The sequence below is a fragment of the Georgenia satyanarayanai genome (assembly GCF_900116375.1).
GTDB lineage: Bacteria > Actinomycetota > Actinomycetes > Actinomycetales > Actinomycetaceae > Oceanitalea > Oceanitalea nanhaiensis.
The window spans coordinates 142919-168133 of record NZ_UETB01000004.1 but is presented as its reverse complement, the minus strand read 5'-3'; the positions used below and the strand labels follow the sequence as shown (position 1 = coordinate 168133).

Sequence of the window (25215 nt, the reverse complement as noted above, 5' to 3'; positions counted from 1 at the left end):
CCTCGTCGAGTGGGTTTTGTTTCTTAGCGCAATTTAACTACGTGAGGGGCAGGGGGTGTCAAGCACCGGGCAGCCAGTCGTACGGCGCGGCGACCACGTCGCCCAGGACGGCGAGCGCCGCCCCGGTCAGTGCCGGCTCACCGGACAGGCCCGGTCGGATCGTCACGTCGAGCCACGGGGCCGCGAGGACGCGGCGGCCGAGCTCGTCCTCCAGGGCCGGGCGCAGGGCCGGCAGCAGCGGGATGAACTGCCCGCCGAGGACGAGGTCGTCGACGTCGAGCAGGTTGACGACGTTGGCGAGGGCGGCGCCCAGCGCCCGCCCCGCGCGGTCGACGGCGTCGCGCGCCGGACCGGGCTCGGCCGCGGCCGCGGCCAGCTCCTCGGCCGAGGCGTCCGGACCGAGGCCGGCGCCGGCGAGGAGGGCGTCTCGCCCGGCGTACTGCTCGAGGCAGCCGACGGCGCCGCACGTGCAGGGCGGCCCGGCCGGGTCGACGAGCGTGTGGCCCACCTCCCCGGCCCACCCGTGCCGCCCACGCACGGGCACGCCGTCGACGACGGACGTGCCGCCGACGCCGATGTCGGCGGAGACGTAGAAGAAGGTCCCGCTGCCCGCGGGCCGGCCCGGGGCGTCCAGCGCGTGGGCGAGGGCGGCGAGGTCCGCCTCGTTGCCGACACCGACCGGCGCCAGCTCCGTCCCGCCGGGGACGGCGGGCAGGCGAAGGCGCTCGGCGGGCAGGACCTCCGGCCAGCCGAGGTTGGGCGTGCGCAGCACCCGGCCCTCGGAGTCGACGAGGCCGGGGACCGCGAGGCGCGCGCCCGCCAGCACGCGCCAGCGCCCGTCGCTGGAGGCGAGGATGTCCCGCGCCAGGTGCACGAGGCGGCCGAGCACGGCGTCGGGGTCGCTCGCCTCCAGGTGGGCGGGCACCACGCGCTCGGCGAGGACCGCACCGCTGAGGTCGACCAGCCGGGCACCGAGGTAGCTCGGGGAGACCTCCAGGCCCAGCCCGGCGATCGTGCCGCGTGCCGGGACCAGCGGCGTGGCGGGCCGGCCCCGCCCGGCGATCTGCGGCGGCAGCTCCTCGAGCAGCCCACCGGCGAGGAGCTCGTCGACGAGCCGGGACACCGTCGAGCGCGTGAGGCCACTACCTGCGGCGATCGCGGCGCGGGAGACCGGCTCCGGCGCGGCATAGGCCAGCATGGTGACCACGGAGAGGTTCTGGTCGCGCAGCGACGCCTGCCCCACGCCAGGGGTGAGCAAGCCCGGAGTGACGCTCTGCGCGTCGTCAGTGACCGTCATGCCTTGACCATACCGATCCCCGCCTGGTTTAGTTCCATGCTCTAACAATCTCGTCCCGAAGAGGTGGCGCCATGACATCCCCGCTCGCCGGCCGGCTCGTTGCCGGAGTCGACAGCTCGACACAGTCCTGCAAGGTCGTCGTCCGGGAGGCGGACACCGGACGCCTGGTCCGCTCCGGCCAGGCGTCGCACCCTGACGGTACCGAAGTGGACCCCGAGGCGTGGTGGGACGCGCTGCAGGAAGCGCTCGCTCAGGCCGGTGGTCTCGACGACGTCGCGGCCGTCTCGGTCGGTGGTCAGCAGCACGGGATGGTCGTCCTCGACGCGGACGGCGCGGTCATCCGCCTGGCCCTGCTGTGGAACGACACCCGGTCCGCGGAGGCGGCCGCCGACCTCGTGCGCGAGCTCGGGGACGGCGACGTCGAGGCCGGGCGCCGCGCCTGGGTGCAGGCCATCGGCTCGGTGCCCGTCGCCTCGCTCACGGTGACGAAGCTGCGGTGGCTCGCCCAGCACGAGCCGGAGAACGCGGCCCGCGTGGCCGCCGTCGCCCTCCCGCACGACTGGCTCACCTGGCGCCTCCTCGGCACCGGGGCGCTGGAGGACCTCGCCACCGACCGCTCCGACGCCTCCGGCACCGGGTACTTCGACCCGGCCGGCAACACCTACCGGCGCGACCTGCTCGACCTCGCGCTCGGCCGGGAGACCGACCTCGTCCTGCCGCGCGTGCTCGGTCCCTCCGCGACCGCCGGCCAGGTGGACGGCACGGGAGCGCTGCTCGGCCCCGGCGCCGGGGACAACGCGGCCGCGGCGCTCGGCGTCGGACTCGCGCCCGGGGACGTGACGATCTCGCTGGGCACCTCCGGCGTCGTCTCCGCCGTCGCCGCCGACCCGGTCCGCGACGCGAGCGGCCTGGTGACCGGCTTCGCCGACGCGACCGGGCACTTCCTGCCGATGGCGACGACGCTCAACGCCTCCCGCGTGCTGGACGCGACGGCCCGGCTGCTCGGCGTCGACCACGCCGGGCTCAGCGAGCTCGCGCTCGCCGCGGAGCCGGGCGCCGGTGGCCTCGTACACGTGCCCTACCTCGACGGCGAGCGCACCCCCAACCTGCCCACCGCCACCGGGTCCCTGCACGGGATGACGCGCGCGTCGATGACGCGCGAGAACCTCGCCCGCGCCGCCGTCGAGGGCATGATGTGCCACCTCGCCGAGGGCATGGCCGCCGTCCAGGCCCAGGGCGTGGAGGTGCGGCGCATCAGCCTCATCGGCGGCGCAGCACGCTCGGCGGCCGTCCAGCAGGTCGCGCCGGCCGTGCTGGGCCAGGACGTCGAGCTTCCCGAGCCGGGCGAGTACGTCGCCGACGGCGCGGCCCGCCAGGCCGCCTGGGTGCTGTCCGGCGCCGAGCAGCCGCCGGTGTGGGAGCGGGAGGGCACCCGCGTCCTGTCCGCCGAGCCGACGCCGCAGGTCCTCGAGGCCTACCGCGCCGAGTCCGCCCGCGCCGTCGAGCGCTTCACGGCCTGACCCGCCCCGCCGGCCACCCTCACCAGCCCAGCCAGCTAGGTGTGGAGTTGTGGACGTCAGAGGTCCACAACTCCACACCTAGGCCGTACGGTCGAGCACTTCGGGCTTCTGCCCTCAGTCGAAGACGGGGCCCTGGGTACGGGTGCGCTTGAGCTCGAAGAAGCCCGGGACCCCGGCCACGAGGACGCAGCCGTCCCACAGCCGGCCGGCCTCCTCGCCCTTGGGGGCGGGGGTGATGACCGGGCCGAAGAAGGCGACGTCGTTGAAGGCCACCACCGGGGTGCCGACGTCCTCGCCCACCTTGGTGATGCCCTCGCGGTGGGAGGCACGCAGGGAGTCGTCCAGCTCGTCGGAGGTCGTGTAGCGCACGAGCTCCTCGGGCAGCCCGACCTCGACGAGCGCCTCGGTGAACACCGAGACGTCGTCGATCTCCCGGCCGCCCGGGTGGAAGCGGGTGCCGAGCGCGTCGTAGAGCGGCTTGACGACGTCCTGCCCGTGCAGCTCGCGAGCCGCGTTGACCAGACGCGCCGGCCCCCAGGCCTTGTCCATCATCGCCCGGTAGTCCTCCGGCAGGTCACGCCCCTCGTTGAGCACGGCCAGCGACATGATGTGCCAGCGCGCCGTCACGGGGCGGACCTGCTCGACCTCACCCATCCAGCGGGAGGTCATCCACGCCCACGGGCAGATCGGGTCGAACCAGAAGTCGGCGACATCCTTCGTGGCGTGCTCGGCCATGTACGTCCTCCTCGAGTGCTCTGCGGCGCCTGGGCGCGCCGCCCCGGCCAGACTAGGCCGCGGCCAGGCGGGCGAGCACCCGGGCGGGATCGGGGTTGGTCAGTGGCTCCCCGTCGACGACGACGGTCGGGACCGTCTCGTTCCCGCCGTTGACGCTCCGCACGAAGGCCGCCGCGTCCTCGTCCTGCCAGATGTTGACCCAGGTGGCGCGGCGGCCCGCGCGCCCGAGCCGCGCCCGCAGCCGCGCGCAGTAGGTGCATCCGGGGCGCCAGTAGATGACGACCGGCCGCTCGGCCAGGGGCCGGGCCACGACGTCCGCGTGCCGCGCCCGGCCCGCCCCCTGCCACGGGCTGAGCCACCACGTGATGGCCAGGCCGACGATGCCGTAGCCGACAGCCGCCTGCACACTGCCCGCCCGAAGGGCGTCGACGACGAGGTACACCGTGCCGCCGAGCATGGGGAGCCAGAGCCAGCGCATGCCGCCAGCATGGCACCCCGGCACCCGCACGCGTCAGACAATTCGGCGTGTGCCCGCGTCGAGCGGCGTGGCAGGATCGGGGCGGCCGGTCCGACCGACCGCCGACCCACGCGACAAGGAGCAGACCGTGCCCGGAGAGAACCTCACCCGCCAGGAGGCCGCCGAGCGCGCCGCGCTCGTCGCCGTCGAGTCCTACGACGTCGACCTCGACCTCACCCGTGGCGACAAGGTCTTCGCCTCCCGCACGACGATCACCTTCACCGCCGAGCCCGGCGCGAGCACCTTCGTCGACCTCCTCGCCGAGGCCGTCCACGACATCCGTCTCAACGGGCACCCCGTGGACCCCCGGGCCTGGGACGGCGCCCGCATCGCCGTCGACGGCCTGGCCGAGCGCAACGAGCTCGTCGTCGTCGCCGACGCCCGGTACATGAACACCGGTGAGGGCCTGCACCGCTTCGTCGACCCCGTCGACGGCGAGGTCTACCTCTACAGCCAGTTCGAGGTCGCCGACTCCCGCCGGGTCTTCGCCGTCTTCGAGCAGCCCGACCTCAAGGCCACCTTCCGCTTCTCCGTCCGGGCTCCGCGGCACTGGACCGTCGTGTCCAACTCCCCCACGCCCGAGCCGCGGCCGGTGGACGGTGACAACGCCGCCGCCGTCTGGCACTTCGCGCCGACCCCGCGCATCTCGAGCTACATCACCGCGATCGTCGCCGGCCCCTACCACCGGGTGTCCGGCGAGCTGACGAGCAGCGACGGACGCACCATCCCCCTCGGCGTCCTCTGCCGCGCCTCCCTCGCCGAGCACCTCGACGCCGAGAACGTCATGGACATCACGCGGTCCGGGTTCGCGTTCTTCGAGGAGGCCTTCGGGCGGCCCTACCCCTTCGAGAAGTACGACCAGCTCTTCGTGCCGGAGTTCAACGCCGGCGCCATGGAGAACGCCGGAGCGGTCACCTTCCTCGAGAGCTACGTCTTCCGCTCCAAGGTCCCCGAGGCCACCGTGGAGCGCCGGGTCGTGACGATCCTCCACGAGCTGGCCCACATGTGGTTCGGCGACCTCGTCACCATGCGCTGGTGGAACGACCTGTGGCTCAACGAGTCCTTCGCCGAGTACATGTCCACCCTCGCCACCGCCGAGGCCACCTCGTGGACCGACGCGTGGACCACCTTCTCCTCGCTGGAGAAGTCCTGGGCCTACCGCCAGGACCAGCTCCCCTCGACCCACCCGATCGTCGCGGAGATCAACGACCTCGAGGACGTCGAGGTGAACTTCGACGGCATCACCTACGCCAAAGGCGCCTCGGTGCTCAAGCAGCTCGTCGCCTGGGTGGGCCAGGACGCCTTCCTCGCCGGCGTGCGCCGCTACTTCGCCACGCACGAGTGGGGCAACACCGAGCTGCGTGACCTCCTCACCGAGCTCGAGGCCACGAGCGGGCGCGACCTCGCCGCGTGGTCGCAGGTGTGGCTGGAGCAGGCCGGCGTCACCCTCCTGCGTCCCGAGCTGACGGACGACGACGGCGTCATCACCTCCTTCGCCGTCACCCAGGAGGCCCCGGACGAGCACCCCGTGCTCCGCCCGCACCGCCTCGTCGTGGGCGGCTACGACGTCGTCGAGCACGACGGCGGCACGCGCCTGGAGCGGGTGCTGCGCGTGGAGACGGACGTCGACGGCGCACGCACCGAGATCCCCGAGCTCGTCGGCCGCCCGCGCCCGGACCTCCTCCTCGTCAACGACGAGGACCTCGCCTACGCCAAGGTGCGTCTGGACGAGCAGTCGCTGCGCACCGCCGTCGCCCACCTCGCGGACTTCACCGAGTCCCTGCCCCGCTCGCTCGTCTGGGCGGCGGCCTGGGACATGACGCGCGACGGCGAGCTGCCGGCGCGCGAGTACCTCGAGCTGGTCCTGGCCAACGTCGGGGCCGAGCGCGACTCCACCGTGCTGCTCGTGCTCCTGCGCCAGCTCAGCCTCACCCTGCGCGCCTACACCGCCCCCGAGGTCCGGGCAGAGCTCACCCCGCGGGTGGTCGACCGCCTGTGGCAGCTCGCCGAGCAGGCCGAGGCGGGGTCCGACGCCCAGCTCCAGCTCGTCCGCGCCTTTGCCGACGAGGCCGCCACCGACACCCACCTCGACGTCGTGGCCGGTCTGCTCGACGGCAGCCGCGTGCTCGAGGGCCTGGAGGTCGACACCGACCTGCGCTGGGCGCTGCTCACCGCCCTCGCCGCCGGGGGCCGCGCCGGGCAGGAGGAGATCGCTGCGGAGTCTCGCCGCGACGACACCGCCGCCGGTCGCCAGGCGGCCGCACGCGCGGGCGCCATCGTCCCGAGCGCCGAGTCGAAGGAGCGGGTGTGGGACTCGGTCGTCGAGTCCGACGAGCTGCCCAACGCGCTGCAGGACGCCGTCATCGACGGCTTCACCGACGTCCACGACCGCTCGCTGCTCGTGCCCTTCGTCGACCGCTACTTCGACTCCCTCGAGCGGGTGTGGCGCGAGCGGACCAACGAGATGGCGCAGAACATCGTCATCGGGCTCTACCCCTTCGCCCTCGCCGGCCTCACCGACGAGCACGGGGTGGACGTGCTGGCCCGCACCGACGAGTGGCTCGCCGCGCACCCCCACGCGCCGGCAGCGCTGCGCCGCCTGGTGAGCGAGGACCGCGACGCCGTCCGCCGCGCGCTGGCCGCCCAGGACGCCGACCGCGCCGCCCAGCGCTGAGGCCCCTCCCCCGGCCACCCACCCCACTCCTTCGCCGACAGCTCAGTTGTTACCGGACGGGTAACAACTCACCTGTCGGCGGGGGCGGGGCCACCCGCCCGGCTCCATCGCCGACAGCTCAGTTGTTACCGGGACGGCTAACAACTCACCTGTCGGCGGGGGCGGGGCCACCCGCCCGGCTCCATCGCCGACAGCTCAGTTGTTACCGGGACGCGTCACAACTCACCTGTCGGTGGAGGAGGGACGGGGCGAGGGCGGGGGCTACGGGGCGAGGGCGGTGAGGTCGGGGACGACGGCGTCGGCGCCGGCCCCCGTGAGGGTGTCGGCGTCCAGGCTGGTCGTCACGCCGATCGCGAGCCCCACCCCGGCCGCCCGCGCGGAGGCGAGACCGGCCACGGAGTCCTCGGCGGCGAGGCAGTCGGCCGGGTCCACGCCCAGCCGCTCGGCGCCGAGCAGGAACGGTGCGGGTGCCGGCTTGCCCACCGGGGTGTCCTCGGCGGTGACGAGCCGCACGCCGAGACCGACGACGCCGAGCAGCTCGAGCGCCTCCTCGGCCCAGGTGCGGAACGCGGACGTCACGAGCGACACCGGCAGGCCTCGCTCCCGCCAGGCGCGGATGGCCTCCGCGGCGCCCGGGACGGCGACGGGCGGGTGGGTGAGGGGGTCGGTCAGCGCGATGACCGCGTCGGTGAGGGCAACCGGGTCCTCCCCGGCCCACGGCCCCTGGATCGCGGCGAAGGACTCCCGGCCACGCCGGCCCATGAACTGACGGACGACGGTCTCGGGCACGTCCCACCCGCGTGAGGCGAAGTAGGCGGCGAAGGCGGCCCGCTGCATGGGCTCGGAGTCGACGAGCGTGCCGTCGAGGTCGAGCAGCACGGCGGCTCCGGGCCGGCTGAGGAACTCGCCGGCCCGGACCCGCAGGTCGTGGGTGGAGGTCACTCCCACGCGAAGAGCTCGTCGCCGGTGGCGACCTGCGCCCCCGGCTCGACCGCGAGCGTCAGCGCCTCCTGCGTGCCCTCGAGGGCGACGACGGGACTGACGGGTGAGCGCCCGCCGGCCCGGACCTGGGCCGGGTTCCAGCTGACCAGTCGCTGGCCCGCGCTGACCGTGTCCTTCTCCTGCGCGTGGAGGGTGAAGCCCTCGCCCTCGAGCTGGACGGTGTCCAGACCGAGGTGCACGAGCACCCCCCGGCCCTGCTCGGTGACGAGCACGAAGGCGTGGGGGTGGAGCTTGGCCACGGTGCCGTCGACGGGCGCGACGACGTGGACCTCCCCCTCGCCGTCGGGCTCGATGGCGATACCGGGTCCCACGATCGATCCCGCGAAGACGGGGTCGGGGACGTCGGCCATCGCGACGACGGTGCCGGCGACGGGTGCGAGGACCCGCAGGCTCACCGAAGGTCCTCGATGTCCTCGACGATGTTGTCCGCCTCGGGACCGACGACGACCTGCACGGCCGTGCCCTGCTGGACGACGCCGAAGGCGCCGGCCGCACGCAGCGCGGCCTCGTCGACCTTGCCCGAGTCCTCGACCTCGACACGGATACGGGTGATGCACGCCTCGAGGTCGACGATGTTCTCGTCGCCGCCGAGAGCCGCGAGGATGGACTCTGCCTTGCTCATGTTCTGCTCCTCATCCACGGCCGCGGCCGTTGGTCGGTGACGGACGGCGCCGTCTCGTACCGAAACCTTAACTGGTCCAGACGTGCTCGGCGTGACGGCTCTACTCGTCGTCGGCGCGCCGCCACGTCTCCTCGCTCAGCTCACCGAGCAGCGCGTCGAGCTCGGGGCCCACGACGACCTGGACGACGTTGCCGCGCTGGACCGAACCGTGGGCACCGGCGGCCCGGAGCGCGGCGGCGTCGACCTGCGCCGGGTCCTCGACCTCGACCCGCAGCCGGGTGACGCAGGGCTCGATCTCCCGGATGTTCTCGACGCCGCCGAGTCCGGCGAGGATCGCGTGGATGTCCTTCACGCCAGTCCTTCCTCACGTGGGGTGTGCCCGCTCGCCGTCGACTCCAGAGGACGGCGGGAGGGCACGAGTGTCGGTCCGGGAGCGCTGACCGGCACCCAGAGCGAGTAGCGGTCGGCGCGGTAGATCGAGACGGCGTAGTCGACGGCGAGATCACCGCTGAAGGTCCGACGACGGATCTGCAGTCCCGCCGTGGCCTCTGTCAGGCCCAGGTACCCGGCGACCTCCGCCTCGAGCAGCACCGCCTCGATGACGTCCTCGCCCCACGTGGGTGCCAGGCCGCGGGCGGTCAGCGCGTCATAGACGCTGGGCGCCGGCTCGGCGCCCAGGAGCTCGGGGGCGAGCATGGCCGGGACCCAGTTCTCCTCCACCGCCATCGGCAGCCCGTCCGCCAGGCGCAGGCGCCGCAGGTAGTGGACCTCGGCGCCGGGCGGCAGGTCGAGGGCGTCGGCGACGTGCGGCGGCGCGGGGACGCTCTCGGCGGCCAGCACCCGGAGGGACGGCTCCATACCGCGCCGACGCATCTCCTCGGGGAAGGAGACGAGCCGCAGCTGGAGGTCGACCTTGGGCTGGGCCACGAAGGTGCCACGGCCCTGCACCCGTTCGAGGAGACCCTCGACGACGAGCGCGTCGACCGCCTGGCGCACGGTCATGCGCGAGACCCCGAACTGCTCGCACAGCTCACGCTCGGAGGGGATGGCGTGCCCGACCCCCAGGCCGTCCTCGATGAGGGCCCGCAGGTGGTCGCGCACGGTGAGGTACTTCAAGGTCCACCCTCCCGTCACCGAACCGTGACCGACGTGCCCGGGGCCACGCCCGGGTGATGCTTGACACGCACGATCATATGGCGGTCTAGTATGCGCAACTGGTCCAGACATCCTGCACGGGATGTTCACACCACCCTGCCCGGCCGGTACCTCCGGGCCGGACCACCTGCGACGGTCCTCCACCGTCGCCCTCGACGAGGAGCCTGACGTGACAGCAGCCACCGCCGGCGCGGCCCCGGCCAAGAAGGAAAAGAAGCCGATCCCCGGCTTCGCCCAGCTTCAGCGTGTGGGCCGTTCCCTCATGCTGCCCATCGCCTCCCTCCCGGCCGCCGCGCTCCTGCTGCGCCTCGGCCAGCCCGACATGCTCGGCGCCGACGGCGTGGCCGGCTGGTCGGGCATGGGCTGGATGGAGCCCGTCGCAGCCGTCATCGGTGCGGCCGGTGACGCGCTCTTCGCCAACCTGCCCCTCCTGTTCGCCGTCGGTGTCGCCGTCGGCTTCGCCAAGAAGTCCGACGGCTCCACGGCCCTCGCCGCCGTCATCGGCTACCTCGTCCTCACCCGGGTCCTCGGCGCCATCGCCCCGATGACTGCGCCGTGGGGCGGCACCTTCGGTGCCGAGGCCGACAGCGGCACCGTGGCCGCTGACACCGGCGAGCCGATCCTCACCTACACCATCAACTACGGCGTCCTCGGCGGCATCATCATCGGCATCATCGCCGCGGTGCTCTACCAGAAGTACTACCGGATCAAGCTGCCGACGTACCTCGCGTTCTTCGGCGGACGCCGGTTCGTCCCGATCATCACGGCGGTCACGGCCATCGTCGCCGCTGTGATCCTCGCCTTCATCTACCCGGTCTTCGACACCGTCATCACCGGGTTCGGCAACTGGGTCACCGACCCGGGCAACTCGGTGCTCGGCGGCTTCGTCTTCGGTACGGCCAACCGTCTGCTCATCCCCTTCGGTCTGCACCACCTGCTCAACAACCTGCCGTGGTTCCAGTTCGGCTCCTTCGAGAACGCGGCCGGTGAGACCGTCCACGGCGACATCGCCCGCTTCTTCGCCGGTGACCCGACCGCAGGGATCTTCATGACCGGCTTCTTCCCGATCATGATGTTCGCGCTGCCCGCCGCGGCCCTGGCCATCTGGCACACCGCCAAGCCGGCCCGCCGCAAGCTCACCGGCGGCATCATGGTCTCCGTCGCCTTCACCGCGTTCCTCACCGGCATCACCGAGCCCCTCGAGTTCGCCTTCGCCTACGTCGCCTTCCCGCTGTACGTGGTCCACGCGCTGCTCACCGGTAGCTCACTCGCCCTGATGAACGCGCTGGAGTACCGCTCCGGCTTCGGCTTCTCCGCCGGTGCGATCGACTTCCTGCTCAACTTCCGCATCGCCGAGCAGCCGCTGATGATCCTCGTGTTCGGGCTCATCTACGGCGTCATCTACTACTTCCTCTTCCGCTTCGCCATCACGAAGTTCAACCTCAAGACCCCCGGTCGCGAGGACGAGGGCGAGGGTGGCGTCGCCGCCCCGTCGGTCTTCGACGAGGCGCAGGAGGCGGCCGCCGTCACCAGCGGCAAGCGCGCCGCCGAGGAGGAGGCTGCGCGAGACGCCAGGGGCCGCAAGCGCTAGCCCCCGACGTGAGAAAGGCCCCGGCACCGCAAGGTGCCGGGGCCTTCGTCGTCGTCCCGCGCCCCGTCCCCCCATGCCGAGTACGCACCTACGGTCAGCGCCGGGCCTCGGACGTCACCCGACGGTGACCGTATGTGCGTACTCGAGAGGTGGGGTGGGGTGGGGTGGGGTGGGGGCAGTCTCGGTCAGGCGCGGAGGGACTTCTCCACCACGGCCACGAGGGAGCGTAGACGGGCTGTTCCGGGCAGGTCCTCGACCAGGACGACCTTCTCCGAGCCGTCAGCCAGCGGCAGCTTCCAGTTCGGGTACTCGGTGTCCGTGCCGGGCTGGTTCTGCGCGCGCCGCTCCCCCACGGCGTCGACGAGGGCGACGCCCACGAACCGCGAGGGCGTCCGGGCGACGTAGGCGTGCAGCGCCTCGACGAGCTGACGCTCGGTGGGGCTGTCGGGCAGCAGCCCGTACTCGCGCAGCCGGGCCACCATCTTCTCCCGCTCGCGCCGCGCCTCGGCGCGCACGACGGGCACGGGGTCGGTCAGCAGGCCGAGCCGCTCGCGCAGGTCGACGTGCTCCTCGGCGAGGTAGCCCGCCGTCGGCGGCAGGTCGTGGGTGTTGACGGTGGCGAGCACGAGCTCGCGGTACTCCTCGGGACGCAGCGGCCCGCCGTCGCCGTCCTTCTCGAACCACAGCACGGAGGTGCCGAGGACGCCGCGGGAGGCGAGGTAGTCGCGCACCCAGGGCTCGACGGTGCCGAGGTCCTCGCCGATGACGACGGCGCCCACGCGCTGCGCCTCGAGGAGCAGCACGCCGACCATCGCCTCGTGGTCGTACCGCACGTAGGTGCCCTCGTCGGCGCCGTGACCGTCGGGGATCCACCACAGGCGGAACAGGCCGAGGATGTGGTCCATGCGCAGCGCGCCGGCGTGCCGCAGCACCGTGCGGAGCATGTCGCGGAAGGGCGCGTAGCCGGAACGGGCCAGCGCGTCGGGGCGCATGGGCGGCTGGGACCAGTTCTGGCCCTGCTGGTTGTACATGTCCGGCGGGGCGCCCACGCCGATGCCGCGGGCCAGCACGTCGCCCATGCTCCACGCGTCCGCGCCGCTCGGGTGCACGCCCACGGCGAGGTCGTGCATGATCCCCATCGCCATGCCCGCCTCGCGGGCGGCGCGCTGGGCGGTGTCGAGCTGGGTGTCGGCGACCCACTGGAGCCACACGTAGTAGTCGACGCGGTCGGACAGCTCCACGCGGGCGCGGTAGACGGCCGGGGAGGACACGTCGTCGAGCTCGGCAGGCCACTGCTGCCCCTCGTACTTCTCGCTGAGGGCGCACCACAGCGCGAAGTCCTCCAGCCCCTGGCCCTCCTCGGCACGGAAGGCGTCGAGCTGGCGCTGGCGCGCCGGGGAGCGGCCGGCCTTGTGGATGACCTCGAGGGCCTGGCGCTTGGCCGACCACGCGGCGTCGCGGTCGATGGGGCTCGGGTCGGCGGCCGCGGCGCGGACCTCCTCGGCGGCCCACTCGACCAGGGCACGCTGCGGCCCCGGCAGGTAGGCGCACTCACGGATGTCCTCGGGGCGGATGTAGAGCGGGTTGTGGAAGCGCCGGGTGACCGGCAGGTACGGCGACGGCGTCATCGGACCCACCGGCTCCGCGGCGTGGAGCGGGTTGATGAGGAGGAAGTCGGCTCCCTGGTCCCCGAAGAAGCTGCCGAGCTCGGCGAGGTCGGCGAGGTCACCGACTCCCCAGGACGTGCGCGAGCGCACCGAGTACAGCTGCGCCATGAGGCCCCACGCGCGCTCGGGGACGGCTGCCGGGACGCTCAGCACGTCGGGGGTGACCGCGAGGGTGCACCGCACAGGCTCCTGCCCCTCGACGACGGCCACGACCTCGTGCCAGCCGAGCGGGAGGTCGGCCGGCACGCCGAAGGTCGCCCGGCCGGTGCGCACGCCGTCGACGTCGCGGGGGTCCACCCACACGGGCAGCTGCTCGAGCACCCGCTCGCCGCCGTCCTCGAGGGCGACGTGGACGGCCACCGTGCTGCCGTGGGGCAGGTGCACAGGCACCTGTCCGCCGCGGCCGCGCCGCACGACGAGGCTGGGCGGGAGCACCGAGCGCCACGGCGCGAGCTCGACGTCCACGAGCGCGTCGGCGACGTCCTCCTCGCTCTCGACGACGACGCCCAGCGCCGCCAGGACGGCGCGGATCGTGCTGGCGGGGACGGTCCGGTGGTTGCCGGTGTAGTCCCAGAAGTCCGTCGCCACCCCGTACGCCGCTGCCAGTCGCTGGAGGGCCTCGCTCGGGAGCCCGGCGTCCTGCGCGGACGGCGATGTGGTGTTCACGTGCTAGCTGCTCCTCGGCTCGCGGTCATGGCTGCCTCAGCACCCAGGTCTCCGCGTGATCTTGCCAGACCTGCGGGGGCCCGGCGCGGGCGGGCGGCGACGCTCGGGGCGGGCCGGACGATAGGGTCGACGGGCAGCGGCCCGGTGCGGGTGACCGCAGGACTGCGCCACGAGGGCCGGTGCGCGGCCGCCGACCGGCCCGCCTGCAGGTCGGTCACCCCTCCGGACCGGCACGAGCACCGCCGGTGAGGGCGCACAATAGGCACAGCATGGCACCACGTGACGGGAGCACCCACTTGAGCACTGAGCACGCACGCCGCACACACGTCCGTGGCATCGGCGTGAGCCCCGGACGGGCCGCCGGCCCGGTGGCTCAGCTCGCCGGCGCCGTCCCCGCCCCCTCCCCGCACGAGCGCCTCGACGCCGGTGACGACGTCGAGGCGGCCGCCGCCTCCGTCGCCGCGCACGCGGCCACGGTCGCCGAGGGCCTGAGCACCGCCGCGGAGAGCGCCGAGGGCGAGGCCGCGGAGATCCTCGCCACCACCGCCCAGATGGCGGCCGACCCCACGCTCGTCCAGTCCGCCCAGGCGAAGGTCCGCGAGGAGCGCAAGACCGCCGCACTCGCCGTCTGGGAGGCCGCCGACGCCGTCGCCGAGCAGCTCAGCGCGCTCGGCGGGTACATGGCCGAGCGGGCACGCGACGTCTGCGACGTGCGCGACCGCGTCGTCGCCAGCCTCCTCGGCGTGGCCATGCCGGGCATCCCCCAGCTCGAGGAGCCCTTCGTCCTCGTCGCCCTCGACCTCGCCCCGGCCGACACCGCCCTGCTCGACCCGAGCAAGGTCCGCGCCATCGTCACCGCCGAGGGCGGCCCGACGTCGCACACCGCGATCCTCGCCCGCTCGCTCGGCATCCCGGCCGTCGTCGGGGCGCCGCACGCCCTGGAGGTGCTCGAGGAGGGCCGCACCGTCCTCGTCGACGGCGCCGCCGGCACCGCCGTCCTGGACCCGAGCGCGGAGGAGGTCGCCGCGGCCGAGGCGCTCGCGACGCAGGTGCGCACCTTCGACGGCGAGGGCCGCACCAGCGACGGCCACCGTGTCCACCTGCTCGCCAACGTCGGGGAGCCCGCGGGTGCCGCCAAGGCCGCCGAGGCCGGCGCCGAGGGCGTGGGCCTGTTCCGGACCGAGTTCTGCTTCCTCGACCGCGCCGAGGAGCCCAGCGTCGCCGAGCAGGTCAAGGCCTACCGCACCGTGCTGGCCGCCTTCCCGGGCAAGAAGGTCGTCGTGCGCACGCTCGACGCCGGCGCGGACAAGCCGATGCCCTTCCTCACCGACACCGCCGAGCCGAACCCGGCCCTCGGCGTGCGGGGACTGCGCACCTCCTGGCGCAACCCGCGGATCCTCGACAACCAGCTCACCGCGATCGCCGAGGCGGCGTCCGCCGAGAGCGCCGACGTGTGGGTGATGGCCCCGATGGTCGCCACGGTGGACGAGACCGAGGAGTTCGTCGCCGCCTGCGCCAAGCACGGCCTCACCACCGCGGGGGTCATGGTGGAGGTGCCCAGCGCGGCGCTCATGTCCGGGCCCATCCTCGCCCGGGCCGCGTTCGCGTCGATCGGCACGAACGACCTCACCCAGTACACGATGGCCGCCGACCGTCTCCTCGGCTCGCTCGCGTCCCTCTCCGACGCCTTCCACCCGGCCGTGCTCCGGATGATCGAGGAGACCTGCCGCGGTGGCGCACAGCAGAGCCGGCCCGTGGGCGTGTGCGGTGAGGCGGCCGCGGACCCGGCCACCGCCGTCGTCCTCGTGGGCCTGGGTGTGTCCTCGCTGTCGATGTCCCCGCGCTCCCTGCCGGACGTCGCGGCCGTGCTCGCGGCGACGAGCCTGCAGCGCTGCCAGGAGCTCGCCCAGCTCGCGCTCGGCGCGGAGTCCGCCGAGCAGGCGCGGGCCCTCGTGCGGGGGCAGCTGCCCGTCCTCGACGAGCTCGGCCTGTGAGCGCGAGCCCCGACGAGGTCACCGCGTACCAGGCGCTCGGCGGCCGGGCGACCTTCGAGCGCCTCGTCCGGCGCTTCTACGAGGGGGTGCGCACCGACGACGTCCTCGCGCCGATGTACCCGGAGGACGACATGGAGGGCGCCGTCGAGCGCCTGACGATGTTCCTCGAGCAGTACTGGGGCGGCCCGACGACGTACTCCGAGACCCGCGGCCACCCGCGGCTGCGGATGCGGCACGCCGCCTACGCCGTGAGCCCGCTGGCCCGTGACCGGTGGCTGCAGCACATGCGCGACGGCGTCGACGAGCTCGGCCTGCCCGCGGAGCTCGAGACGATGCTGTGGACCTACCTCGAGCGGGCCGCGTTCTCGCTCGTCAACACGATGGAGGAGCCGTGACCGTGGCCGACGCCGGTGAGCAGAGCGAGGCGCTGACCTCGGTCCTGGAGCTCCTGCGCCTGGAGCGGACCGGGCACGACACCTGCTCGGGCACGTCGCTGGAGCACCTCAGCGGGCGCGTGTACGGCGGGCAGGTGCTCGCCCAGTCCCTCATCGCGGCCGCCGCGACCGTCTCCGACGCCGGGCTGCCCGCCGAGCGGCTGCCCCACTCCGTACACGGCTACTTCCTGCGCCCCGGCAAGCTCGACCGGCCGATCACCTTCGAGGTCGAGCGGATGCGCGACGGCGGCTCCTTCAGCGCCCGCCGCACCCACGCGATCCAGGACGGCAGGCCGATCCTCTCGATGATCACCTCCTTCCAGGAGCGTCAGCCCGGCCTGGACCACGCCGAGGACCCGCCGGAGGTGCCCGGCCCCGAGGGGCTGGAGAGCTCCGCGGACCTCTTCTCCCGCTACGACCACCCGGCGGCGAGCTTCTACGCCCGCACGGGCGCCTTCGACATCCGGCACGTCGAGGGCTCCATCTACGTGCCGCGCGGCCACTCCCCGCTGAGCCGGCAGGCGCTGTGGATGCGCTCCCGGGGCCGTGTCGAGGCGGACCAGCTCACCCACCGGGCACTGCTCGCCTACGCCTGCGACCAGGTGATGCTCGAGCCGGTGCTGCGCCGTCACGAGCTCGTGTGGACCTCCCCCGGCCTGTCGGTCGCCAGCCTCGACCACGCCATGTGGTGGCACCGCGACGTGCGCGTGGACGAGTGGCTGCTCTACGTCCAGGACGCGCCCAGCGCCCAGGGTGGACGTGGGCTGGGCCTGGCGAAGGTCTACGACCGTGCCGGTGCGCTCGTCGCCACGCTCGCCCAGGAAGGCATGGTGCGCGTCCACGAGGGATCTTGACGCCGGTCGTAGCATGACGGCGTCACTCGCGGTGGGGCGGGCGTGGCGAGCCTCCCGCGGCCGCAACCCTGGGGGAGTGTGCCATGCGCGTCGTCGTGCCCGAACCGTCCACCACCGCCCGCCCCCACAGGCGACGGGCTCGCAGCATCGGCAGCGTGGTGTCGGCCGCGCTCCTGCTGCCGCTCACGCTGCTCGGCCTCCCGACCGCCGCGGTCGGTGGCACCCTGGGGGCCATGGCACCCGTGGACCCACCCGTCGAGTCCCCGACGGTCCTTCCCCGGCCCGTCTCGGTCGAGCACGACGCCGACGCCGATCCCTTCGTCCTCACCCCGGACTCGCGGATCGTCGCGGCCGGTGAGGCCGCGGAGGCGGGCGCGTTCCTCGCGAGCGTGCTGCGCCCGTCCACCGGCTACGAGCTGCCGGTCGTGACGGAGGGCGGCCACGGCGCCGACATCACGCTGCAGGTCGGCGCGGAGCACGCCGTCGAGGGCTACGAGGACTCCGCCGAGGCCTACACCCTCGGCTCCGGCGCCGACGGCGTCGTCGTCTCCGCCGCGAGCGCGCACGGCGTCTTCAACGGCGTCCAGACGCTGCGCCAGCTCTTCCCCGCCTTCGTCGAGCACGACGAGGTGACGGCGGGACCGTGGACCGTGCCCGCGGTGAGCGTCCTCGACTCCCCCCGCTTCGACTACCGCGGCATCATGCTCGACGTCGCGCGCAGCTTCCAGACCGTGGACGAGGTCAAGCAGTTCATCGACTCCCTCGTCCAGCTCAAGATGAACCACCTGCACCTGCACCTCGCCGACGACCAGGGCTGGCGCATCGAGATCACCAACGAGGGCCGGGTCGAGGGCGACGACATCGACTACACGCGCCTCACCTCGGTGTCCGGCCAGACCGCGATGACGGAGCAGGGCTACGAGGACGAGCCGGGCCGCACCGGCTTCTACACCCAGGAGGACTACGCCGAGATCGTCGACTACGCCGCCCAGCGGCACGTCGTCGTCGTCCCGGAGATCGACACCCCCGGGCACACGCAGGCGGCGCTCCACGCGATCCCCCAGCTCAACACCGAGGGAGCGGCACCCGAGCCGGACCCGCAGACGGGCGTGCCGCCGGCGCACGGCACCGGGGAGGTCGGCCACTCGACGCTCGACACGCGCAACGAGGTCACGTACACGTTCCTCGAGCACGTGTGGTCCCAGATCGCCGAGCTCACGCCCGGCCCCTACCTCCACATCGGTGGCGACGAGTCCCACGTGACCGAGGAGGAGGACTACATCTTCTTCATGGAGCGGATGATCGACGTCGTCGAGGACCTCGGCAAGGAGCCCTTCGGCTGGAACGAGCTCGCCCTGGCCGACGTGCACGAGGGCAACGTGCTGCAGATGTGGAGCGCGGGCACGGCCGGCGCCGCCGTCGCCCCCGAGCGGGTCAACGAGAACGGCGCCCGGATGGTCGTCTCCGACGCCCCGCGCGCCTACCTCGACCAGCGGTACGACGGTGACGACCCCGAGGACCCCGACGACTCCGTGTCCCCCATCGGGCTCTCGTGGGCGTGCCCGGACGAGTGCACCGTCGAGCGGTACTACGACTGGGACCCTCAGGAGCTCTTCCCCGACGTGAACACCGAGGGCTTCCTCGGGGTCGAGGGGCCGCTGTGGTCGGAGACGGTCCGCGGCATCGCCCAGGCGCAGTGGCTCGTGCTGCCGCGGGCCGCGACGGTCCTCGAGATCGGGTGGACCCCGCAGGAGGACCGCGAGCTGGAGGACTTCTTCGGCCGGCTCGCCACGCTCGGCGGACGACTGACCCTCCAGGACCACAACTTCTACGCCACCCCGGAGGTCGAGTGGGCCGTCGACGCGGCCGGCACCGACCAGCACCTCCGGGCCCCGGGGACCGCTGCCCTGACTGTCGGCGTCGTCACGGCGCCGGGCACCTCCGCGGACGAGGTCTCCGCGAGCGTCGACCTCGGTGACGGGAGCGAGCCGGTACCCGCGACCGTGGTCGCCACCCGTGAGGGCGAGGAGCTCACCGTCAACGGGGAGTACCTCCTGGAGCTCGAGCACACCTTCGCCGAGCCCGGCACCTACAGCGCGGTCCTCAGCGTCACCGCCCCGAACGGCACGACGACGGCGCCGTTCACCGTCACCGTGCTGGGCGAGGAGCCCACCCCCACCCCCACCCCCACACCCACGCCCAGCGTGACGACGCCGGTGGCCCCGCCGACCACACCCGGCGGCGGGCAGCTGCCGGCCACGGGCGCACCGGTCGCGCTGGTGCTGCTCGGCGTCGCCGCTCTCGTCGGGACCGGCGCGCGTCTGCTGCGGCGTCGCCACACGCGCGGCTGAGGCGGCGCCCGGGCGGGGTCCGCCGCCGCCCGGGCGTCCCTCCCCGCGCGAACTCGGCGCGCGCCTTCCAGACTTGGGGCCGTGAGGGATACCAGGTGAGGCTGCGCAAGGTCCGCGTCGACTCCCCCGGTCTGACCCGGCGGCGCGCCGGCAAGGGGTACATGTTCCTCGACGCGGACGGCCGGCGGGTCACCGACCCCGAGGTCGTCGAGCGGTGCCGTTCCCTCGTCATCCCGCCTGCCTGGCGCGACGTGTGGATCTGCCCCGACCCGGCCGGGCACATCCAGGCCGTCGGCATCGACGACGCCGGGCGGCGCCAGTACCTGTACCACGACGTGTGGCGCGCGCGCCGGGAGCGGGCGAAGTACCGGCACGTGCTCGAGGTCGCCACCCGGCTGCCCGAGGCGCGCGGGCAGGTGGCCGAGCACCTGGCACTGCCCCGGCTCACCCGGGAGCAGTCGCTGGCCATCGCCTTCCGGCTGCTGGACCGCGGCGCCTTCCGCATCGGCGGGGAGACCTACGCCGCGCGCCACGAGACCTACGGCCTGGCGACGCTGCGCAAGGACCACCTGCGGATCCGCGCCGACGGCACGCTCAGCTTCCAGTACACGGCGAAGTCCGGGCTGCCCCGCTCCCTGGAGCTGCACGACCCCGAGCTCACCGGCCCGCTCACCACCCTGCGGCGTCGGCGCGGGGGCGGCGTGGAGCTCCTCGCCTACCGCAACGGCAGCCGCTGGGTGGACCTGTCGACGGCGGACATCAACGCCTACCTCAAGGAGCTCCTCGGACCCGACGCGAGCGCCAAGGACTTCCGCACGTGGCGCGGGACGGTCATCGCCGCCGTGCACCTCGCCCGCGCCGAGGACGTCTCGACCGCGCGCAAGCGGCAGGCGGCCGTCCGTGAGGCAGTCAAGCGGGTGGCCGAGGACCTGGGCAACACCCCGGCGGTGAGCCGCGCGTCGTACATCGACCCGCAGGTCATCGACAGCTTCGAACGCGGCACCACCATCCCGCCCGACGCGGCCGCGCCCGGCGAGATCGAGGTCCGCACCGGCCTGGCCCCCGCCGAGCAGGCGGTCATCGACCTGCTGTCCTGACCCTCCCCGACCGGACGTCCACGGGAGGCGTCGCGGTCAGCGACGCCGACGCCGACGGCTCAGGCCGAGACCGGCGGCAGCAGCAGCACCGAGGGCGAGCACGAGCAGCCAGGGGGCGACCGAGTCCGGGACGGTGACCACGGCGGGAGCGGCGGACCGCGGGTCGGTGGCTGCGCCGTCGTCGTCCCCGACGTTGCTCGTGCCGGCGGGCGGGGTGGCGACGGACCCCTCGAGCGCCTCCAGGGTGAGCACGGTGAGGGACGCCGTCCAGCCGAGGGTGGAGACCGCTGCCGGGTTCCCGTCCGGGCCCACCTTCTCGGGGTAGGCGCCCACCGGGGTCCGGTGGGCGTCCATCCACTCGACGACCCGCTCGGCCTTGGCGTCCTGCCCGTCGGCGGCCCAGGCGAGCGCGAAGAACATCGTCTCCGGGGTCCACGTCATGTCGTCGCCCCACCGCTCGCCGGGCTGCACGCCACCGGTGTCCTGGACCAGCACCTGCCACGTCGTGTCGAGCTCGGCGCGCACGGCCGGGGTGACGGGGTTGAACGGCGGCGCGAGCCAGGTGACGGCGGAGTCCTTGCCGCTGCCCCTGACGACGGTGCGCTGGTACCCGATCACCCCGAAGGAGAGGTCGATGCCCCGCTGGAGGCGGTCCGCGGCGGCGAACCAGCGTGCGGCGTCGTCCTCCTCCCCGGCGAGCTCGGCGACGGCGGCGGCCGAGCGCAGACCGGCGAGCAGGGGTGCGGCCGTGCCGAGGTTCGGTGCCGGGTAGTCGCTCTCCCAGTAGTCCGGCCGGGCCGGCGGGATGCCGTTCTCGTCGAGGCTGCCGGCGGCGTAGTCGGCAGCAGCCCGGACGGTGGGGTACAGCTCGCCGAGCGCCGCGTCCCGTTCGGCGGCGGACGCGGTCTGGAGGTACTGCCAGGTCGCCCACGGGACCCAGCCGTTCGCGTCGAGCTGCCAGCCACGAGCGTCCGGGGGCCCGGAGCCGTCGAGCAGGGTGCGGGCCTCCCAGGTGCCGTCCGGACGCTGGGTGCCCGCGTTGTACCGCAGGATCCGCAGCGCCTCCTCGGTGAAGCCGGCGCGGGCGAAGGCGACGGCGGTGAAGGCCGAGTCGCGTGGCCAGGAGTAGCGCCAGATCGTGTGCCACGCCGCGGCGACGGCACCGTTGTCCTGGAGCAGCAGCCGCATGTCGAGCAGCGCCCGCTCGGCCATCTCGCGCTCGGTCTCCGTGCGTCCCGGGACGCTGCCGGAGGCGAGCCAGGTCCGGCTCTCCTCCACCTGCGCGAGGGCGTCGGGGTGCTCGGCGGGGACGACGACGGGCGCGTCGGCGCCGTCGGGCAGGTAGAGCCAGCTCCCGTCGGCGAGCTCGAGGACGCTGGAGCCGGGGACGAAACGTGCGCCTGCCGTCTCGAAGGCCGACAGGGCGTAGGGGTGGCCCGGCGTGCCGAGGATGCCGGCGGGCTGCACGCCGAGCTGTTCACCGGCGAGGTGGCGCCAGCACGAGTTGTCGGCCGCGCAGCCGCCGTGGGCGTCGTCGACGTAGAAGGCGAGGTCCCAGCCGGCGAAGCGTGCCGCGGCGCCCGCGCCCTGCTGCACCCAGCCGGCCCAGTGGTCGCGGTCGTAGTTCCAGCTCGGCGGCGTGCCGGGCGCGGCCGACCGCGAGCCCCACCACTCCACGGCCCCGTCGGTGTCGGTGGCCTGGAGCACGAGCGCGTACTCCTCCCCCGGCGTGACCGGGACACCGCCGAGGTCGATCTCGAGCCACCCGCGGCCGGTACCGGCCAGGTCCACCTGCGCTCGGGCGACCTCGGTCGCCGGGTCGGTGGCGTCCGTGCGCACCGAGGCCGTGACCTGCCCGCTCGTGGCGCGGCTGACGAGCCACGCCGCCACGGTGTGCAGCTCCCCGTCCTCGGGGACGAAGGTCTGCGCGCCGGCGTGGACGGGCGCGTGGATCGCGAAGTTGGCGTAGGAGTGGTCGAGCTGGGCCTCGTAGGCGTCGGGCGGGGGCACGGCGGCCCCCGTCAGCGCGAGGGCAGCGCTTGCCACGGCTGCGAGGAGCCTGCCTCTCATCGTCGTCCCTGCTCGTCCGTCCGTGGCCACGTACCGCCCCACCCTACGGCTCCCGCATCCCCCATCCCCATCCCCCTTCCGCCGAGAGCTGAGTTGTTACTCCTCTTGCCGGTAACAACTCAGCGCTCGGCGGAAGGGGTGGACGGCGCGCCGGGACCCTCAGCGGGAGAGGTTGCGGCGGAAGGTGACCGGGGCCTCGACGAGCTCGGCCCAGGCGGTGCGCTCCTCGTCGGTGATCCGGCGCGGGCGCCCGGTCGCGCGGTCGACGAGCACGAGGGTGGTCATGGCCCGCACGGCGACGCCGTCGGGCCCGGGCACCTCGTAGCAGACGTCGATGCTCGCCCCGCCCATGCGGGCCAGCCACATCTCCACCTGGAGCGGCGCCGTCGAGTACTCCAGCGGCGCGAGGTACTCGATCTCCTGGTGGGCGATGAAGGTGGCCGTCTGCGCGCCGTCACCGGCGGCGAGGATCCTGCCGCCGGTGACGTCCGGGTCCTCCGGGCTCGCCCAGAACGCGGCGATGCGCGCCTCCTCGAGGAGGGTGAGCATCGCCGCGTTGTTGACGTGCCCGTAGCCGTCGATGTCCGACCAGCGGAGCTTGACGGGAACGGTCAGTCGGGCCATCAGTCGCGCGTGAGCTTGCGGTAGGTCATGCGGTGCGGGCGGGCGGCGTCCGGCCCCAGGCGCTCGACCTTGTTCTCCTCGTAGGCGGCGAAGTTGCCCTCGAACCAGTACCAGCTCGCGGGGTTCTCCTCGGTGCCCTCCCAGGCGAGGATGTGGGTCGCGACGCGGTCGAGGAACCACCGGTCGTGGGAGACGACGACGGCGCAGCCGGGGAAGTCGAGCAGCGCGTTCTCCAGCGAGCCGAGGGTCTCGACGTCCAGGTCGTTGGTCGGCTCGTCGAGGAGCAGGAGGTTGCCGCCCTGCTTGAGCGTGAGCGCGAGGTTGAGCCGGTTGCGCTCACCACCGGAGAGCACGCCGGCCGGCTTCTGCTGGTCGGCGCCCTTGAACCCGAACTGGGAGACGTAGGCGCGCGAGGGGATCTCGACCTTGCCGACCTGGATGAAGTCCAGGCCGTCGGAGACGACCTCCCACAGGGTCTTCTTCGGGTCCAGCCCCTCACGGGACTGGTCGACGTAGGAGATCTGCACGGTCTCGCCGACCTTGAGGTCACCGCCGTCGAGCGGCTCGAGGCCGACGATCGTCTTGAAGAGGGTCGTCTTGCCGACACCGTTGGGGCCGATGACGCCGACGATGCCGTTGGGCGGCAGGGAGAAGGACAGGCCGTCGATGAGGGCGCGGTCCCCGAAGCCCTTCTCCAGGTCCTTCGCCTCGATGACGACCGAGCCCAGGCGCGGGCCCGGCGGGATCTGGATCTCCTCGAAGTCGAGCTTGCGCATGCGGTCGGCCTCGGCGGCCATCTCCTCGTAGCGGGCCAGGCGCGCCTTGGACTTCGCCTGGCGGCCCTTGGCCGAGGAGCGGACCCACTCGAGCTCGTCCTTGAGGCGCTTCTGGAGCTTGGCGTCCTTCTTGCCCTGGATCTCCAGGCGCGAGGCCTTCTTCTCCAGGTAGGTCGAGTAGTTGCCCTCGTAGGGGTACAGGCGCCCGCGGTCGACCTCGGCGATCCACTCGGCCACGTGGTCGAGGAAGTACCGGTCGTGGGTGACGGCGATGACGGCACCGGCGTACTTGGCCAGGTGCTGCTCGAGCCACAGGACGGACTCGGCGTCGAGGTGGTTGGTGGGCTCGTCGAGGAGCAGGAGGTCCGGCGCCTCGAGCAGCAGCTTGCACAGCGCCACGCGGCGGCGCTCACCACCGGACAGGACGGAGACGTCGGCGTCCGGCGGGGGCAGGCGCAGGGCGTCCATCGCCTGCTCGAGCTGGGAGTCGAGGTCCCACGCGTTGGCGGCGTCGATCTCGCCCTGGAGGGTGCCCATCTCGGCCATGAGGGCGTCGAAGTCGGCGTCCGGGTTCGCCATCTCCTCGCCGATGGCGTTGAAGCGGTCGAGCTTGGCCTTGATCTCCGCGACGCCGTCCTGGACGTTCTCCAGCACGTTCTTCGTCTCGTCCAGCGGCGGCTCCTGCAGGAGGATGCCCACGGTGTAGCCCGGGCTCAGCCGCGCCTCACCGTTCGAGGGCTGCTCCAGCCCGGCCATGATCTTGAGGATCGTCGACTTGCCCGCGCCGTTCGGACCGACCATGCCGATCTTGGCGCCGGGCAGGAAGGACATGGAGACGTCGTCGAGGATGACCTTGTCGCCGTGCGCCTTGCGTGCCCTGACCATCGAGTAGATGTACTCGGCCACAACTCTCCCAGTGCTCGAGGATGCGGGCCGGACCCCCGGCCACTTGCGTCCTCCAGGGTAGGCCACGGCCGCCCGGGAGTCGTACGCCCGCCGCGTGGGCTTCGCTCGAGGCGATCACACCTCGGCCGGCGCCTTCTCCCACGGGTCCGCGGGCTCCAGGCCCTCCGCCGGCGGCGTGCCGCTGTCCTCCGGCTTCCGCTCCTCGTCCGCCCCGGTCATGCCCTCGCCGGCGGCACCGCCCTCCGCCGGCGTCTCCCGCACGACCTTCGCGTAGGTGACGAGCCCGTACTTGATGTCGACGGCGATGACACCGGCGGTGATGACGTTGGTGTGGCTGGTGCGGTCCGGCCCCGTCCACTCCTCCGAGCTGAAGGTGCCCTGCACGAGGACGGGCATGCCGCGGCGGACGGACCGCTGCACGATCGTCCCGCCCGGCCCCCACGTCTTGACGGTGAACCACTCGGTGGCGGTCTCGCGCCACTCACCGGCGGAGTCCCGGTAGCTGCGTGTGCACGCGAGGCGGAACCGCGTCACCTCCCTGCCGTTCGCCGTGACGACGATCTCCGGGTCGGTCCCGACGCGTCCGCGGACGGTGATCTGGTTGGTGTCGCTCATCGCAGTGCTCCCTGGTTCCGAGCCGGCGGGGTGCCGGTACTCGAGCAC

21 protein-coding genes are annotated in these 25215 nt (G+C 73.3%); 8 read left to right on the top strand and 13 right to left on the bottom strand.

The window, feature by feature from the left end; all coding sequences use genetic code 11:
- Positions 1–58: 58 nt before the first annotated feature.
- On the bottom strand, positions 59–1297 hold the full coding sequence (locus DSZ44_RS08050; RefSeq protein ID WP_110852092.1) for an ROK family protein: 1239 nt from the start codon (positions 1295–1297) through the stop codon (positions 59–61).
- A 71-nt stretch (positions 1298–1368) separates the two neighbouring features.
- Here DSZ44_RS08050 and xylB point away from each other — a divergent pair, with 71 nt between their 5' ends.
- A complete protein-coding gene (xylB, locus tag DSZ44_RS08045) occupies positions 1369–2817 on the top strand; it encodes a xylulokinase (RefSeq protein WP_110852091.1) in 1449 nt (482 codons plus the stop codon).
- Between the two features lie 114 nt (positions 2818–2931).
- On the opposite strand, the gene DSZ44_RS08040 is transcribed toward xylB, so the two are convergent.
- Together DSZ44_RS08040 and DSZ44_RS19010 are read right to left on the bottom strand one after the other, a co-directional pair.
- Positions 2932–3552 carry a mycothiol-dependent nitroreductase Rv2466c family protein gene (locus tag DSZ44_RS08040; protein ID WP_110852090.1) on the bottom strand — a complete coding sequence of 207 codons (621 nt, stop codon included), beginning with the start codon at positions 3550–3552 and terminating at the stop codon, positions 2932–2934.
- A gap of 52 nt (positions 3553–3604) precedes the next feature.
- Positions 3605–4030 (bottom strand): glutaredoxin domain-containing protein, encoded by a 426-nt coding sequence (locus tag DSZ44_RS19010; protein ID WP_373681241.1) that lies wholly within the window; start codon positions 4028–4030, stop codon positions 3605–3607.
- Positions 4031–4157: 127 nt separating this feature from the next.
- On the opposite strand from DSZ44_RS19010, the gene pepN reads away from it, so the two are divergent.
- Positions 4158–6743 carry an aminopeptidase N gene (gene pepN, locus DSZ44_RS08030; RefSeq protein ID WP_110852089.1) on the top strand — a complete coding sequence of 862 codons (2586 nt, stop codon included), beginning with the start codon at positions 4158–4160 and terminating at the stop codon, positions 6741–6743.
- Between the two features lie 261 nt (positions 6744–7004).
- Here pepN and DSZ44_RS08025 read toward each other — a convergent pair whose 3' ends face one another.
- From DSZ44_RS08025 to DSZ44_RS18760, 5 genes are all read right to left on the bottom strand, one after another.
- Positions 7005–7691: an HAD family hydrolase gene (locus tag DSZ44_RS08025; protein WP_146237502.1), complete on the bottom strand. Its 687-nt coding sequence runs from the start codon at positions 7689–7691 to the stop codon at positions 7005–7007.
- Positions 7682–8140 carry a PTS sugar transporter subunit IIA gene (locus DSZ44_RS08020; RefSeq protein ID WP_110852087.1) on the bottom strand — a complete coding sequence of 153 codons (459 nt, stop codon included), beginning with the start codon at positions 8138–8140 and terminating at the stop codon, positions 7682–7684. Before DSZ44_RS08020 ends, DSZ44_RS08025 begins: the two co-directional genes overlap by 10 nt.
- Complete coding sequence (locus tag DSZ44_RS08015) at positions 8137–8367, bottom strand: PTS sugar transporter subunit IIB (protein ID WP_110852086.1); 231 nt, start codon at positions 8365–8367, stop codon at positions 8137–8139. The genes DSZ44_RS08020 and DSZ44_RS08015 overlap by 4 nt, the downstream gene beginning before the upstream one ends.
- 100 nt (positions 8368–8467) lie before the next feature.
- The gene (locus DSZ44_RS08010; RefSeq protein ID WP_110852085.1) at positions 8468–8719 is read right to left on the bottom strand and encodes a PTS sugar transporter subunit IIB; all 252 of its coding nucleotides are present in this window, start codon (positions 8717–8719) and stop codon (positions 8468–8470) included.
- On the bottom strand, positions 8716–9483 hold the full coding sequence (locus tag DSZ44_RS18760) for a GntR family transcriptional regulator (RefSeq protein ID WP_110852084.1): 768 nt from the start codon (positions 9481–9483) through the stop codon (positions 8716–8718). Before DSZ44_RS18760 ends, DSZ44_RS08010 begins: the two co-directional genes overlap by 4 nt.
- 121 nt (positions 9484–9604) lie before the next feature.
- Here DSZ44_RS18760 and DSZ44_RS08000 point away from each other — a divergent pair, with 121 nt between their 5' ends.
- Positions 9605–11113 (top strand): PTS transporter subunit EIIC, encoded by a 1509-nt coding sequence (locus DSZ44_RS08000; RefSeq protein ID WP_110852083.1) that lies wholly within the window; start codon positions 9605–9607, stop codon positions 11111–11113.
- Between the two features lie 185 nt (positions 11114–11298).
- On the opposite strand, the gene malQ is transcribed toward DSZ44_RS08000, so the two are convergent.
- Complete coding sequence (gene malQ / locus DSZ44_RS07995; RefSeq protein WP_110852082.1) at positions 11299–13446, bottom strand: 4-alpha-glucanotransferase; 2148 nt, start codon at positions 13444–13446, stop codon at positions 11299–11301.
- A gap of 296 nt (positions 13447–13742) precedes the next feature.
- On the opposite strand from malQ, the gene ptsP reads away from it, so the two are divergent.
- The 5 genes from ptsP to DSZ44_RS07970 all read left to right on the top strand — a co-directional run bounded on the left by ptsP (position 13743) and on the right by DSZ44_RS07970 (position 20176).
- Complete coding sequence (ptsP, locus tag DSZ44_RS07990; RefSeq protein WP_258369317.1) at positions 13743–15440, top strand: phosphoenolpyruvate--protein phosphotransferase; 1698 nt, start codon at positions 13743–13745, stop codon at positions 15438–15440.
- Entirely contained in the window at positions 15437–15835 is a 399-nt protein-coding gene (locus DSZ44_RS07985; protein ID WP_110852080.1) for a globin, read from the top strand. Before ptsP ends, DSZ44_RS07985 begins: the two co-directional genes overlap by 4 nt.
- Positions 15832–16728, top strand: a complete 897-nt coding sequence (locus tag DSZ44_RS07980) for an acyl-CoA thioesterase (protein WP_110852079.1) — start codon at positions 15832–15834, stop codon at positions 16726–16728. Before DSZ44_RS07985 ends, DSZ44_RS07980 begins: the two co-directional genes overlap by 4 nt.
- 83 nt (positions 16729–16811) lie before the next feature.
- A complete protein-coding gene (locus DSZ44_RS07975; protein WP_110852078.1) occupies positions 16812–19079 on the top strand; it encodes a family 20 glycosylhydrolase in 2268 nt (755 codons plus the stop codon).
- Positions 19080–19174: 95 nt separating this feature from the next.
- Positions 19175–20176 carry a DNA topoisomerase IB gene (locus DSZ44_RS07970; RefSeq protein ID WP_258369316.1) on the top strand — a complete coding sequence of 334 codons (1002 nt, stop codon included), beginning with the start codon at positions 19175–19177 and terminating at the stop codon, positions 20174–20176.
- Between the two features lie 36 nt (positions 20177–20212).
- Here DSZ44_RS07970 and DSZ44_RS07965 read toward each other — a convergent pair whose 3' ends face one another.
- From DSZ44_RS07965 to ssb, 4 genes are all read right to left on the bottom strand, one after another.
- Positions 20213–22222 (bottom strand): glycoside hydrolase family 15 protein, encoded by a 2010-nt coding sequence (locus DSZ44_RS07965; RefSeq protein ID WP_110852077.1) that lies wholly within the window; start codon positions 22220–22222, stop codon positions 20213–20215.
- Positions 22223–22405: 183 nt separating this feature from the next.
- Positions 22406–22870: an acyl-CoA thioesterase gene (locus tag DSZ44_RS07960; protein ID WP_110852076.1), complete on the bottom strand. Its 465-nt coding sequence runs from the start codon at positions 22868–22870 to the stop codon at positions 22406–22408.
- Positions 22870–24552, bottom strand: coding sequence for an energy-dependent translational throttle protein EttA (gene ettA, locus DSZ44_RS07955; RefSeq protein WP_110852075.1), 1683 nt, complete (start codon positions 24550–24552; stop codon positions 22870–22872). The genes DSZ44_RS07960 and ettA overlap by 1 nt, the downstream gene beginning before the upstream one ends.
- A gap of 114 nt (positions 24553–24666) precedes the next feature.
- On the bottom strand, positions 24667–25167 hold the full coding sequence (gene ssb / locus DSZ44_RS07950; RefSeq protein WP_110852074.1) for a single-stranded DNA-binding protein: 501 nt from the start codon (positions 25165–25167) through the stop codon (positions 24667–24669).
- Positions 25168–25215: the final 48 nt, after the last annotated feature.